Below are 13,560 nucleotides of genomic sequence, written 5' to 3'. Positions count from 1 at the left end.
CCGGGCCGTCGCCGCTACACTACGGCGATGAACGCATGGGCGATCTCGCCGACGAACGGCTTGAGGTGGAAGTTCTCCTCGGGCATCACCCGCACGCGCCAGCCGGCTTTCTCGACCGCCACCGCGGTCACCGGCCCAACGGCGGCGACGAGCGTGCGATCGAAGGCGCCGGTCAGGGCGTCGCCCCGGTCGCGCCGCTGGGCGACCTCGGCCAGGCGGCGCACCTGCGGGGCACTGGTGAAGGCGATCATGTCGACGTCGCCGGCAATGATCCGGTCGATGGTCGACGCCACCAGCTCTTCCTCGGCGTCGGACGCGTAGCGGTAGCACAGGATCGGGTCGGGCTCGGCGCCCGCATCCTTCAGCCATGTGACGAGCGTGTCCGGCTGCTCGGGATAGAGCTGCACGCCGACGCGCCGGCCGCGCAGGTCGAGGCCGGCGGCCGCCGCCAGCACGCCGGCGGTGGTGGCCGGCTCCGCCACGATCTGTGCCGACAGGCCGACCTCGCGCAGCGCGCGCTGCGGCTTGGGCCCGCGGCAGACGATGCGGGCGCGGGCGAAGCCCGCCAGCACCTGAGGCTGCACGCTGGCCCGGCTGGCAAAGCCCAGCAGCCGCCGCACCCCCTCCCCCGTCGACAGCAGGAGATCGTCCATCGCACCGTCAGCCAGGCGGCGAAGCCAGGCGACGACGGGGGCTGCGTCCTCGGCGTCGTGGATCGAGACTAGCGGACAGCGCAGCGCCTGCGCGCCCTCCCGCTCCAGCATGGTGCAGAAGAGGTCGAGCGACCGGCTCTCCGGCACCACGATGCGCCGTCCATCCAGTTTGCCCATGGCGTTCATCCTGTACGAGGCGGTTGCGACCTAGAGCATTTCGCCATTGGATGGACCCATCCAATGGCGAAATGCTCATGACATTTTGAATCCGGAGCGCTTCTCTTGCGAGCGGGTGATTCCATCCGATCGCAAAGCGCTCCCGAGCATGATCCTGTCCAAAACCGCGGGTCCGTTGTCCGAGGCCATGCTCTTGCATCGCACCATCATGCCCATTGCGGCCCCGCGAGGCCAGCGCCCACCGCTTTCCATCGGGCGGCCGGGCCGCTATGGAGCGCTGCCGCCGGTTCTCCCACCCCACGGTTTCTCAGCGGAACGGCATAGCGAAGGAAAAGGTTTGGGGAAGGAAAAGGTTTTGGCGAAGGAAAGGTCTGGCGAATGAGCACCGATGCCGCATCCATGACGACGCCCCCCGATCGCCTGTCGGTCGATCCCGACAGCCCGCACCACGACGAAGCGGTGCTGCAGCGGGGCGTCGGCGTGCGCTTCAAGGGCGTCGAGAAGACCAACGTCGAGGAATATTGCGTGAGCGAGGGCTGGGTCAGGCTGACCGCCGGCAACACCGTCGACCGCAAGGGCAAGCCGATGACGGTGAAGCTGAAAGGCACCGTGGAGCCGTACTTCCAAGACTTGGGCTGACGGCAAGACTTGGGCTGACGGCAAGCTTGGGCCGACGGCAAGCTTGGGCCGACGGCCGCGGTCGTCCCGGCCATCGCCGGACGGAAAGGCAGCCATCGCCAGAAAGCGGGTACCACCGCGCCCGTCTTGCCCTTAAGCCGGGCGGCATGAGCGACAGCACGCCCGCCTCCCGTCCGGCCGCGTCCAGCGCGGTAATGACGGCGTCCGGCCCGAAGCCGTGGCGCATGACGCTGTCGGCACTCAGCTGCTACCTCGTCGCCGTCGGCCTGGCGCGCTTCGCCTACACGCCGCTTATCCCGGCGCTGGTGCATGAGCAGTGGTTCTCGGCGTCGCAGGCCGCGTATCTAGGCGCAGCGAACCTGGCGGGCTATCTGGCCGGCGCGGTCCTGTCGCGCCAGATCGCGACCTGGACCTCGACCGTCACGGCGCTGCGCGTCGCCATGGTCGTGGCGGCACTGAACTTCTTCGCCTGCGCCGGCCCGGGGCCTTTCGCCTGGTTCCTCGCCTGGCGCGCGACCGCCGGCTTCGTCGGCGCCGTGCTGATGATCCTCACCGCTCCCTTCATCCTGCCGCACATCGCCCCGTCCCGCCGGGGCCGCGCCGTCGGCATCATGTTCGTGGGTCCCGGCAGCGGCATCGTGCTGGCCGGTCTGGTGGTGCCGGAGCTCCTCACCTTCGGGCTCACGGCGACGTGGCTCGGCCTCGGCCTGATCGCGGCGGCGCTCGTCGCCGTCGCCTGGTCGGGCTGGCCGGCGGACAGCCGCGCCGCCGCGGAGGCGCCGCGCACGCCGTCTACGGACGCCCCGGCCGCGCCGACCGACCGGGCGGTGCTCTGGCTGCTCGCCGCGCTGTACGGGATCTACGCCTTGAGCTCGGTGGGGCTCGTCCCGCACATGCTGTTTCTCGTCGACTATGTGGCCCGCGGGCTCGGCCGGGGCATCGCCGTCGGCTCCTACCACTGGGTGCTGTTCGGCGTCGGCGCCATGGCCGGGCCGCTCGTTGCGGGCAGCATCGGGGACCGCTTCGGCTTCCGCGTGACCCTGCGACTGTCGCTCCTGATCCAGGCCGCCGGCGTCGGGCTGCTGGCACTGACGGCCCACCCGGCCGCTCTGGTGGGTTCGAGCCTCGTCATCGGCGCGTTCATTCCCAGCGTGTCGGTGTTCGTTCTGGGTCGGATCCAGGAGATCACCACCGGGCCCACGGCGGCGAACGCCTGGCGCATCGCCACCATCGGCTTCGCCGTCGGCCAGGCGGTGGCGGCCTACGGCTTGTCCTATGTCTTTGCCGCGACGGACAGCTATCGGCTACTCTATGGCCTCGGTGCCGGCGCCATCCTGGCCGCCTTCCTGGTCGACGTGGCGATGGACGCATGGGCCCGACGCCGCGCCGCGCGCCCCTGAGAGCGCGGATCAGCCGTCGCGCGCCAACGTCTGCAGCCGGTAGAGCGCCTCCAGCGCCGCACGCGGCGTGAGATCGTCGACGTCGAGCGCAGCCAGCGCCTCGCGCAGCGGGTCGGGCCCGGCGGGGTCCGGCGCGGCGGAGGGCCGGCGGGCAATGGCGGCGAACAGGGGCAGGTCGTCGATCAGCGCCGCCACCGGCTTCTCGCGCTCGCTCTTCTCGAGCTCGGCGAGGATCAGCTTGGCGCGCTCGATCACCGCCGGCGGCAGGCCGGCGAGCCGCGCCACCTGAATGCCATAGCTGCGGTCGGCCGCCCCCGCCACCACCTCGTGCAGGAACACCACCTCGCCCTGCCAGTCGGTGACGCGCATGGTGACGTTGGCCAGCCGCGCCAGGCGCTCGGAGAGCGCCGTCAGCTCATGATAGTGGGTGGCAAAGAGCGCCCGGCAGAGGTTGCCGTCGTGCAGGTGCTCGATCGCAGCCCAGGCGATGGACAGGCCGTCGAAGGTCGCCGTGCCGCGGCCGATCTCATCGAGGATGACGAGCGCGCGCGGCCCGGCCTGGTTCAGGATCGCCGCCGTCTCGATCATTTCCACCATGAAGGTCGAGCGCCCCCGGGCCAGGTCGTCGGCGGCGCCGACGCGGCTGAACAGGCGATCGACGAGGCCGATATGGGCGGACCGGGCCGGCACGTAGGCGCCCATCTGCGCCAGCACCACGGCGAGCGCGTTCTGGCGCAGGTAGGTGGACTTACCCGCCATGTTCGGGCCCGTGACCAGGAGGATGCGGCCGGCGTCCTCGCCGGCCGGCGGCGACAGGTCGGCATCGTTGCCGACGAAGGGCTGGCCGTTGCGGGCCAGAGCCGCCTCGACCACGGGGTGGCGCGCCCCGTCGAGTACGAAGGCCAGGCTGTCGTCGACGACCGGACGTACCCATCGGCGCTCGACGGCGAGGTGCGCGAGCGCCGCCGTCACATCGAGCACGGAAAGCGCGTCCGCCGCCGCCTGGATCGCGGGGGCCGCATCCGTCAGCCGGGTGGTCAGCGCATCGAAGACGGCGAGCTCGATCTTCAGCGAGCGATCGGCGGCCGACGCGATCTTGGCCTCCAGCTCGCCGAGCTCCAGCGTCGAGAAGCGCATGGCCCCGGCCATGGTTTGGCGATGCACGAAGGTGGCGTTGAGCGGCGGCTTGACGAAATCCTCGCCGGCCGCCTGCGGTACCTCGACGAAATAGCCGATCAGGTTATTGTGCTTGATGCGCAGCGTGCGGCAGCCGGTATCGGCCGCGTAGCGAGCCTGCAGGCCGGCGATGAACTTGCGGCTGTCGGCCTGCAGCAGCCGCGCCTCGTCGAGCCCTTCGTCGTAGCCCGCCCGCACGAAGCCGCCGTCGCGCTTGAGCAGCGGCAGCTCGTCGGCGAGCGCGGCGCCCAGCGCGTCGATGAGGGACGAATCGGGCCGGCGGAGCGCGTCGGCGGCCTCGGCCAGCTCCGCGGCGAGCTCGGCCTGAGATGCCAGCAGCGCGGCGATCTCGCCGGCCGCCGCAAGTCCCTGGCGTAGCGACGCCAGATCGCGTGGACCACCTCGCCCCAGGGTCAGCCGCGACAGCGCGCGCGCCACATCGGGCGTGGCCTTGAGCGCCGCGCGCAGGCGCTCGCGCAGCACGGTGTCGTCGACCAGGGAGGCGACGGCCGCGTGCCGGCGCGTGATCAGCGGCAGGTCGGTTGCCGGGCCGGCGAGCCGCTCGGCGATCAGGCGGCCGCCGCCGGGGGTCAGCGTGCAGTCGATGGTGGCGAGCAGGCTGCCGGCGCGGTCGCCGCCGAGCGTGCGGGTGAGCTCCAGGTTGGCGCGCGTCGCCGCGTCGATGGCGAGGGTAGAGCCGGCCGCGTCGCGGGCCGGCGGCGCCAGCGCCGGCCGAGCGCCGATCTGGGTGCGCGCCACGTAGGCGAGCGCGGTGGCGGCCGCCACGATCTCGGCGCGGGAGAACGAGCCGAAGGCATCGAGCGAGGCGACCCCGAAGTAATCCTTCAGCCGCCGCTCGGCGGACGCCGGGTCGAGCCCGTCGCGGGCGATGGGCGTCACCAGCACCTTGAGATCGCGCCACAGCCCGGCCAGGTCGGGATCGTCGTAGATCGTGTCAGCGACGACGATCTCGCGCGGATCGAGGCGGGCGAGCTCGGCGGCGAGCCCGGCGGCCTGGGCCTCGACCACGCTAAACCGCCCGGTCGAGATATCGACGGCGGCCAGCGCGTAGATGTACAGCTCGTCCGAGACACGGCGCCGCGCCACGGCGACGAACAGGCTGGCGCGGGCCGGATCGAGCAGGCGATCCTCGGTCACCGTGCCGGGCGTCACCAACCGCACCACGTCGCGCTTCACGACCGATTTGCCGCCGCGCCGCTTGGCCTCGGCGGGATCCTCCGTCTGCTCGCAGACGGCGACGCGGTGGCCGGCGGCGATCAGGCGCTCCAGGTATTCGTCGGCGCGGTCGACCGGCACGCCGCACATGGGGATGTCCTCGCCCAGATGCTTGCCGCGCTTGGTCAGCACGATGCCGAGGGTACGCGAGGCCTGCTCCGCGTCGTTGAAGAACAGCTCGTAGAAATCGCCCATGCGGTAGAACAGGAGCGATTGCGGGTGTCCCGCCTTGATCTCCATGTATTGCGCCATCATCGGCGTAACGCGCGCGTCGGCGGGCGCCGTGGTCGCGGCGGCGGGCGCCACCGGCTCCTGCGCCGGGGGGGCGGGAGCGGCGATCCTCGCGGTCGAGCTGGTCATGGCAGGGACGCTAAAGCCAAGGCCGGCGCGGTGGCTACCCTCTTCATGGGCTCTGCGGCCGCCATCAACAGGCGTATGCTGGCGCCGCTTCTGTTGCAGTGCGCAAGAAATTCTCCGGCGCCGCGGCTTGAGACCACTGCCTCGCCTGCGTAAGGTCCGCGGCTCGCAACCCGAGGGGGCGTCGTTCGCGCCCGCTCTCCCCGTCCGCCCCCGCTCGCACCATCGACCGCGGCAACGAGCACAGAACCGAGCCATGACCGACCAGCCCACGCGCCGACCGACACGCGCCACCTTCACCGACCAGGAAGCGCTGCTGTTCCACTCCCAGGGCCGGCCGGGCAAGCTCGAGATCATCGCCACCAAGCCGATGGCGACGCAGCGTGATCTCTCGCTCGCCTATTCGCCAGGGGTCGCAGTACCCGTGCTGGCCATCGCCTCCGACTCGAGCAAGGCGTTCGACTATACGGCCCGCGGCAACCTCGTCGCGGTGATCTCCAACGGCACGGCGATCCTGGGGCTGGGCAACCTGGGCGCACTCGCCTCCAAGCCGGTGATGGAAGGCAAGGCGGTGCTGTTCAAGCGCTTCGCCGACGTCGATTCGATCGACCTGGAGGTCTCGACCGAGGACCCGGACGAATTCATCAACTGCGTGCGCTATCTCGGCGCCTCCTTCGGCGGCATCAACCTGGAGGACATCAAGGCGCCGGAGTGCTTCATCATCGAAGAGCGCCTGCGCGAGCTGATGGACATCCCGGTCTTCCACGACGATCAGCACGGCACCGCCATCATCGCGGCGGCCGGCCTGATCAACGCGCTGCATCTGACCGGCCGCGACGTGAAGACCACCAAGCTGCTGGTCAACGGCGCGGGCGCGGCCGGCATCGCCTGCGTCGAGCTGATCAAGGCGATGGGCTTCGCGCCCGACAACGTCATCCTCTGCGACACCAAGGGCGTCATCTACCGCGGCCGCACCGAGGGCATGAACCAGTGGAAGTCGGCGCACGCGGCGGAAACCGACGCGCGCACCCTGGCCGACGCCTTCGTCGGCGCCGACGCAGTGCTCGGGCTTTCGGTCAAGGGTGCCTTCAGCGCCGACATGATCCGCTCGATGGCGCCGAACCCGATCATCTTCGCCATGGCCAACCCCGACCCGGAGGTGACACCGGAGGAGGTCACGGCCATCCGCGACGATGCCATCGTGGCCACCGGCCGTTCGGACTATCCGAACCAGGTCAACAACGTGCTCGGCTTCCCCTACATCTTCCGCGGCGCGCTCGACGTGCGCGCCACCGCCATCAACATGGAGATGAAGATCGCCGCCGCGGAGGCGCTTGCGGCGCTGGCGCGCGAGGACGTGCCGGACGAGGTGGCCGCCGCCTACAAGGGCGCCCGGCCGCGCTTCGGCCGCGACTACATCATCCCGGTGCCGTTCGACCCGCGCCTTATCCACACGGTGCCGCCGGCGGTCGCCCGGGCCGCCATGGAGACCGGCGTGGCGCGACGGCCGATCGTCGACACCACCGCCTACAAGAACCAGCTCTCGGCGCGGCGCGACCCGGTCGCCGGCACGCTGCAGCGCATCTTCGAGCGCGTGCGCCGCTACCCCAAGCGGGTCGTCTTCGCCGAGGGCGAGGAGGAGCAGGTCATCCGCGCCGCCATCTCCTTCGTCAACCAGGGCCTCGGCACGGCCGTCCTGGTCGGCCGCGAGGACCGCGTGCAGGCGACCGCCCGCGCCGCCGGCATCGAGCTCGACGGCCGCGACGGCCTGGAGATCCACAATGCGCGGCTGTCCAGGCGCAACGCGGCCTACGCGCAGTTCCTGTACGACCGGCTCCAGCGCCGCGGCTTCCTGCTGCGCGACTGCCAGCGCCTGATCAACCAGGACCGCAACCACTTCGCCGCGGCCATGGTGGCGCTCGGGGACGCCGACGCGGTGGTGACCGGCGTCACCCGCAACTACTCGCTGGCGCTCGAGGACGTGCGCCGCGTCATCGACCCCAAGCCCGGCCACCGCGTCATCGGCGTCTCCCTGGTGCTGACGCGCGGCCGCACGGTACTCGTCGCCGATACCGCCATCACCGAGATGCCGGACGAGCGGGAGCTGGCGGAGATCTCGATCGAAGCCGCCAACGTGGCCCGCCGGCTCGGCTACGAGCCGCGCGTCGCCATGCTGGCCTTTTCGACGTTCGGCCAGCCGGAGGGAGAGCGCTCGAAGCGCGTGCGCGAGGCGGTGAAGATCCTCGACGGCATGCGCGTCGACTTCGAGTACGACGGCGAGATGGGCGCCGACGTGGCGCTCAACCGCGATATCATGGCCCAGTATCCGTTCTGCCGGCTCACCGGCCCGGCCAACGTGCTGGTCATGCCGGCGTTCCACTCGGCCTCGATCTCGACCAAGATGCTGCAGGAGCTGGGCGGCTCGACGGTGATCGGCCCGCTTATCGTCGGCCTCGACAAGCCTGTGCAGATCGTCTCGCTCGGCGCGCGCGACAGCGACATCGTCAACATGGCAGCGCTGGCGGCGTTCAATATCGGCGGCTAAAAGCATATTCCGATCAGATAAGATCACCCGATCCGATCGAAATTATGCAACTCGTTGAATCTAGAGCACTTTTCAGCGATCGGGTGAGTCCACCCGATCGCGACGCGCTCTAGCGTCGTCATACAAGACACCACAAGCGCGGCTAATAGATCTCCCGACGACCAGAACGACGGAGAGCGTTCGATGGGGGTCTTCTCAGGCTGCTGGCCGTGGCCGCGTGGCTCGGCGCCGGCATCGCGGCCGTGCACGCGCAGGCGCCGCCGCAGGACATCAAGGTGGCGACGCGCCTGCTGCCGCCCTTCGTCATGGGCGAGCCGGGCCGGCTCAGCGGCTTCAGCATCGAGCTGTGGAACGCGATCGCCGAGCGCCTCAACCTCAAGACCGAGTACGTGCTGGCGCCGGACGTGCGCTCGCTGCTGGAGTTGATCCGCAGCGGGCAGGCGGAGGCCGGCATCTCCGCGATCTCGATCACGGCGGCGCGCGACAGGGAGTTCGACTTCTCGCAGCCGATGCTCAACAGCGGCCTGCAGATCATGGTGCGCGGCGGCGGCCAGGACAGTGACAGCAACCCGCTGTGGACCCTGCTCGAGCTGCTGTTCTCCAAGGCGATCCTGGTCTGGATCGGCATCGCCCTGCTGCTGATCCTGATCCCGGCCCACATCATATGGTGGCTGGAGCGGCGCCAGCCGGACGGCATCATCCCGACCGATCGCTACATTCCCGGGATCTTTCACGCGCTGTTCTGGGCAGCGGGGACGCTGGCGACGCAGAGCGACCAGATGCCGCGGCAATGGCTCGCCCGCATCTTCGCCGTGCTCTGGATGTTCGCCGGCGTCGTCTTTGTCGCCTTCTACACCGCCCAGCTCACGGCGACACTGACGGTGCAGCAGATCCAGGGCTCGATCAACGGCCCCGACGATCTGCGCGGCAAGGCCGTCGCCACCACACGCGGCAGCACCGCGGCCGTCTTCCTGAACGAGATCGGGGCCTACGTCAGCGAGTTCGGACGCATCGACGAGACGTACCAGGAACTCGTGGACAAGCAGGTGGACGCAGTGGTCTTCGATGCCCCCGTGCTGCTCTACCACGTGGCCAACGAGGGCAAGGGGCTGGTGCACATGGTCGGCCCGATCTTCCGCAAGGAGGACTTCGGCATCGTCTTCCCGCCCGGCAGCCAGCTGCGCAAGCAGGTGAACAACGCCTTGCTCGCCCTGCGTGAGGACGGCACCTACCAGCGCCTCTACGACAAATGGTTCTCGAAATAGCTGATGGAATGGCCAGGCTCGCCCCCCGGCCACCCATAAACCTGGACCTCGCGACCGACGCGGGGCCCCGCGCCCTGAGCCCTACGACTTGGACGGGGGCGCCTTCGCCTCCGCGCCGGCGATGGCCGCGGCCAGATCCTCGTACTCCTCGCTATCCTTGCCGCTGATGGTGGCGATCACCGCCAGTTGCTCGCGGGCCAGGTCGAGCTTGCCCTGGGTGACGTAGGCTTCGCCCAGATACTCGCGCACCTGCGCGTACTTGGGATCGAGCGAGACCGACTTGAGGTAGTAGCCGATGCCTTCGTCGACCCGGCCCAGCTTGCGCGTGATGTAGCCGCGGTAGTTCAGCGCCTTGGGCGTGTTCTGATCCTGCACCAGCGCGAGCACCTCGAGCGCCTCGTCGTAGCGCCCCGCCTTCTTGGCCAACACGATGGCGTATTCGGCAAGGGCGTCGTCGCTCATGACGCCTGCGCGCGCCTTCACGCACTGGCGAGCTCCGGCGCTGTAGACCTCGCCGCGCGGGCAGGTCTCCTGGTCGCCACCACCGCCGCCACCGCCGCCGCCCGCTGCCAGCGCGCCACCGCCGGCGAAGGCGACCGCCAACGCCGCCGAGCAGATCCAGCCAGCGCGCCGTCCGGGCGCGAGGCGATGCACCTCGTTCAAGATCTTGCTCATCCCTGTCCTCCGTCGGAAGCTTCTACGATGTGCTGCGATCACCCCGGGGCATCCCCCCGGGCTGCCATGCTCCGGCTCTCGATCCGGGAGCACGTCCATCCCTGGCGGGATGGCACGCGACCGACCCCGCCGGGGCGCGGCGTGCCCGCCACGGGACGAAAGACTGAGCCGATCGCCGTTCTATTCCGCCGGTAGCGACTTCGTGAGCGGCACGTGTCGGCCTGCGAACAGCTTCTGCTCGCGCGCCTCGTCGACGCGGTCTACGCGCCGGTCTTCCGGTACTTCGACATGTTCGACACGATCGCCGACACGGACGTCTTTACGCAGACGGCCAAAGTCCGGGCTTGGCGCCGGGCGCTTGCCGAACGTCCCAGCGTGCAACATGCGGTCGCATCAGACTATGCCGAGCGGCTGCGCGCCTTCCTCGCCGCTCACGAATGCGCACCTGCTCAGGGTCGCGGCGTGAATGCGGCAACCGGTCGGTGCCGCCTACATCTTGCCCGGCGCGCCGGCCTTTTCGGCGTCCGCGATCGCGTCGGCCAGGTCCTCGTACTCCTCGTTATCCTTGCCGGCGATGGCCTCGATGGCGGTGAGCTGCTCGCGGGCGAGGTCGAGCTTGCCCTGGGTCACATAGGCTTCGCCCAAGTATTCGCGGACCTGCGCATATTTGGGATCGAGCGATACGGACTTGAGGTAATAGCCGATGCCTTCATCCACCCGGCCCAGCTTGCGCGTGGCGTAGCCGCGATAGTTCAAGACCTTGGGCGTACTCTGGTCCTGCACCAGGCCGAGCACGTCGAGCGCCTCGTCGTAGCGCTGGGCCTTCTTGGCGAGCACGAAGGCGTATTCGGCCAGCTCGTCGTCGCTGAGGAGACCGGCGCGGGCCCTGACGCACGCGCGTGCACCGGGGCTGAAGATCTCGCCGCGGGGGCAAGTCATGGCGCCTTCGCCGCCACCGCCGCCGGCACCGCCACCTGCGCCGCCTCCGCCTCCGCCGCCGCCCCCTCCGCCTCCTCCCCCTCCTCCGCCGCCGCCTCCACCGCCAGCAGCCAGAGCCGCGCCGCCCGCCAGGACGACCGCCATCACAGCCGACCAACGCCAGACGCTGCTGCGCCGGGGTGCACAGAGATGCATATCGTTCAAGATCCTGCTCATTGTGTCCTCCCTCTGCTGCTGGAGGCCCGGCTCGTTGGGATCGCGCCGGGCGGGCTCACGGCCTCTCCGCCGGCGAATGCGGCCCGGTCTCCATGGAGGAAAGACTGTTCGCGAAGCCCATTTAATCCGCCGGTAGCGACATCGTGAGCACCGGCCGCCGTCTTTGACGCGGTGGGCGTCCGCTGCCGATATTGCCGCCGTAAAGCGGTCCCGGCCGGCCATGCCTGAACAAAACGTGCGGGGCTTGTCGGATCGCGACGACGCCGATCGTCCTTCGTTCATCGCTCAGGAGAGGAGACTTGCATGCCCTACGTCGATGGCTTCGTGCTGGCGGTGCCGAAGGAGAAGCTGGAGGCCTACAAGGACCTGGCGCGGCTCGCCGGCCGAATCTGGAAGGAGCACGGCGCCCTCGCCTATGTGGAATGCGTCGCCGACGATGTGCCCTACGGCGAGCTGACGTCGTTTCCGCGCGCTGTGCAGGCCAAGGACGACGAGACCGTGGTGTTCTCCTGGATCGTCTACGAATCACGCGAACAGCGCGACGCCATCAACGTCAAGGTCATGGCCGACCCGCGGCTCAAGACCGACCCGGCGGCCATGCCTTTCGACGGCAAGCGCATGATCTACGGCGGCTTCAAATCCTTCATGGAGCTATAGGCGGCAGGAGCGCTCACGGCTTCCCTGCGATCAGGCCGAGCGCCGCCCGCGTGCTGGCGCTGGCGGCACTGGCGGGGCGCACGCCGTGGCGCTTCCCCGTTCTGCGCAATCCGGACGAACGTATCGCGCCTCAGCGGCGTCTCCGAGACGGCCTGGCCAGTGCGTGGGCGTGGGCCGTCCGCAGGGCCGCCACGAGATCCTCTTCGCTCAGCCTGTCCAACTCTGCGGCGGTCCAGCCGCGCCTACCCCAGCCGTTTGGAATAGCCGTGAACGCCTCGGGCGCCACCATGCACTTGAATTCCTGCTCGTCGGGCGTGAAGTTGAAGTTCGCGGTGCGGCCATCGCCGGCGAGGGTCACGTAGATGCGCGCCACCTTGAACGCCGTCCGGTCGAAGTGCGGCGCTTCGGTCGTGCCGTCGAGGGCCAAAGCCAAGCGCCGCAGATCCTCGCCTGTCGCCACCTGGCACCCTCCCCGCCTAACTCATCTTCCGGCAGCATAGCGCGAACCGTGCGCTATTCGTCGACCCGCGTCAGGTAGGCGGCGACCGACTGCGGCTCCGGGATCATGGCGACGATCTTCATCTGGGCGATGTTGCGGTTGAGGGCAGCGCCGAGATGGGCGTCCAGCATGGCAGCCGCCGCATCGACGGAGCCGCGGAGCAGGAGCTCGACGATCAGGCGGTGCTCGGTCAGCGCCGTTCGGTCGCCGGGCAATCCGAGCCGCCGCAGCAGCCGCTCGGACGCCAGCACGGGCAGCAGGTTGTTGCGGATCAGCTCGTTGAGCTTCTCGTTCGGCGTGGCGAGCACGCACGTCTCGATCAGCAGCACGTCGAGCTCGGGACCGGCGCCGCCCGACGGCAGGCTGTCGTCGGTCTCGGCGGCGCGCAATTGGTCGAACAGGGCCGACAGGCGGCCGCGGTCGAGCCGCGGCGCCGCCGCCTGCAAGGCCGGCGGCTCGAGCATGCGCCGGATGGCATAGTGGTCCTTGATCGTCTGCGCCGTCAGCGGCCCGGCGATCCAATGCGAGCTCTGGTTCTTGCGGACGAGGCCGCGCTCCTGAAGGCGGCCGAGAACCTCGCGCACCACCGTGCGGCTGACGCGAAAATGATCCGCCAGCTCCGTCTCGATGATGCGGTATTGGCCGAAGACCACGCAGCCGGCGACGTCCGCTTCCACGGTGTTGTAGATGCGCGACCAGGAGGTGCGGCTGGCCAGCGCCTCGCCGGCCCCGTGCGGCAGGACCAATCCGAGCGCCTTGATGTCACGCCGGATCGGCGCGAGGCCCTGGCCGGGCGGACCGACGAGGTAGCCGCGCCCGTCGAAGCGATGCACGAGGCCGTCGGCGCCGAGTTGCTGCAAGGCGCGCTGCACCGGCGCGCGCGATGTCCGCATGATGGTGGCGATCGGCCCCTCCAGCAGCACCAGTCCGGGGGGGAGGCGCTGGTCGATGATATTGGCCCGGAGCACTTGCTCGATGACCTCGTGCCGCGCCGGCGCCTTCGATGTCTTTGCCTGAGCCATTCGGCGCACCGATCAGATCGACAGGTTGGGGGGGGGACGGCGCCGGACATGCGTTGGCCTGGTCGCCGACGTCACGATAAAATGACTATTGCATACCATATGCC

Annotated in this window: 11 protein-coding genes; 5 read left to right on the top strand and 6 right to left on the bottom strand. The window is 69.6% G+C overall.

The genetic code is table 11. The features are described 5' to 3' along the window. Positions 1 to 14: 14 nt before the first annotated feature. Positions 15 to 830, bottom strand: a complete 816-nt coding sequence (locus tag ACZ5PO_RS18830) for a uroporphyrinogen-III synthase (protein ID WP_464196216.1) — start codon at positions 828 to 830, stop codon at positions 15 to 17. Between the two features lie 399 nt (positions 831 to 1,229). On the opposite strand from ACZ5PO_RS18830, the gene ACZ5PO_RS18825 reads away from it, so the two are divergent. Further along, positions 1,230 to 1,469 (top strand): DUF3297 family protein, encoded by a 240-nt coding sequence (locus tag ACZ5PO_RS18825; protein ID WP_464196214.1) that lies wholly within the window; start codon positions 1,230 to 1,232, stop codon positions 1,467 to 1,469. Between the two features lie 146 nt (positions 1,470 to 1,615). Continuing rightward, positions 1,616 to 2,869, top strand: coding sequence for a YbfB/YjiJ family MFS transporter (locus tag ACZ5PO_RS18820; protein ID WP_464196212.1), 1,254 nt, complete (start codon positions 1,616 to 1,618; stop codon positions 2,867 to 2,869). Positions 2,870 to 2,878: 9 nt separating this feature from the next. Here the strand turns inward: ACZ5PO_RS18820 and mutS are convergent, their stop codons facing one another. Next, positions 2,879 to 5,641: a DNA mismatch repair protein MutS gene (gene mutS / locus ACZ5PO_RS18815; protein ID WP_464196210.1), complete on the bottom strand. Its 2,763-nt coding sequence runs from the start codon at positions 5,639 to 5,641 to the stop codon at positions 2,879 to 2,881. Between the two features lie 253 nt (positions 5,642 to 5,894). Here mutS and ACZ5PO_RS18810 point away from each other — a divergent pair, with 253 nt between their 5' ends. Together ACZ5PO_RS18810 and ACZ5PO_RS18805 are read left to right on the top strand one after the other, a co-directional pair. Then, complete coding sequence (locus tag ACZ5PO_RS18810; RefSeq protein WP_464196208.1) at positions 5,895 to 8,183, top strand: NADP-dependent malic enzyme; 2,289 nt, start codon at positions 5,895 to 5,897, stop codon at positions 8,181 to 8,183. 209 nt (positions 8,184 to 8,392) lie between these two features. Continuing rightward, positions 8,393 to 9,448, top strand: coding sequence for a transporter substrate-binding domain-containing protein (locus tag ACZ5PO_RS18805; protein ID WP_464196206.1), 1,056 nt, complete (start codon positions 8,393 to 8,395; stop codon positions 9,446 to 9,448). A gap of 81 nt (positions 9,449 to 9,529) precedes the next feature. On the opposite strand, the gene ACZ5PO_RS18800 is transcribed toward ACZ5PO_RS18805, so the two are convergent. Both ACZ5PO_RS18800 and ACZ5PO_RS18795 read right to left on the bottom strand, forming a co-directional pair. Further along, complete coding sequence (locus ACZ5PO_RS18800) at positions 9,530 to 10,123, bottom strand: tetratricopeptide repeat protein (RefSeq protein WP_464196204.1); 594 nt, start codon at positions 10,121 to 10,123, stop codon at positions 9,530 to 9,532. A 489-nt stretch (positions 10,124 to 10,612) separates the two neighbouring features. Further along, complete coding sequence (locus tag ACZ5PO_RS18795) at positions 10,613 to 11,062, bottom strand: tetratricopeptide repeat protein (protein ID WP_464196202.1); 450 nt, start codon at positions 11,060 to 11,062, stop codon at positions 10,613 to 10,615. A gap of 519 nt (positions 11,063 to 11,581) precedes the next feature. Here ACZ5PO_RS18795 and ACZ5PO_RS18790 point away from each other — a divergent pair. Further along, complete coding sequence (locus tag ACZ5PO_RS18790; protein ID WP_464196200.1) at positions 11,582 to 11,935, top strand: DUF1428 domain-containing protein; 354 nt, start codon at positions 11,582 to 11,584, stop codon at positions 11,933 to 11,935. 130 nt (positions 11,936 to 12,065) lie between these two features. On the opposite strand, the gene ACZ5PO_RS18785 is transcribed toward ACZ5PO_RS18790, so the two are convergent. Both ACZ5PO_RS18785 and ACZ5PO_RS18780 read right to left on the bottom strand, forming a co-directional pair. Beyond that, positions 12,066 to 12,395: an MmcQ/YjbR family DNA-binding protein gene (locus ACZ5PO_RS18785; protein ID WP_464196198.1), complete on the bottom strand. Its 330-nt coding sequence runs from the start codon at positions 12,393 to 12,395 to the stop codon at positions 12,066 to 12,068. Positions 12,396 to 12,448: 53 nt separating this feature from the next. Further along, positions 12,449 to 13,456, bottom strand: a complete 1,008-nt coding sequence (locus ACZ5PO_RS18780) for a GntR family transcriptional regulator (RefSeq protein ID WP_464196196.1) — start codon at positions 13,454 to 13,456, stop codon at positions 12,449 to 12,451. Between the last annotated feature and the right edge of the window lie 104 nt (positions 13,457 to 13,560).

The sequence above is a fragment of the Chelatococcus sp. KU-N122 genome (assembly GCF_055391085.1).
This window is presented reverse-complemented; position numbering and strand designations above follow the sequence as displayed.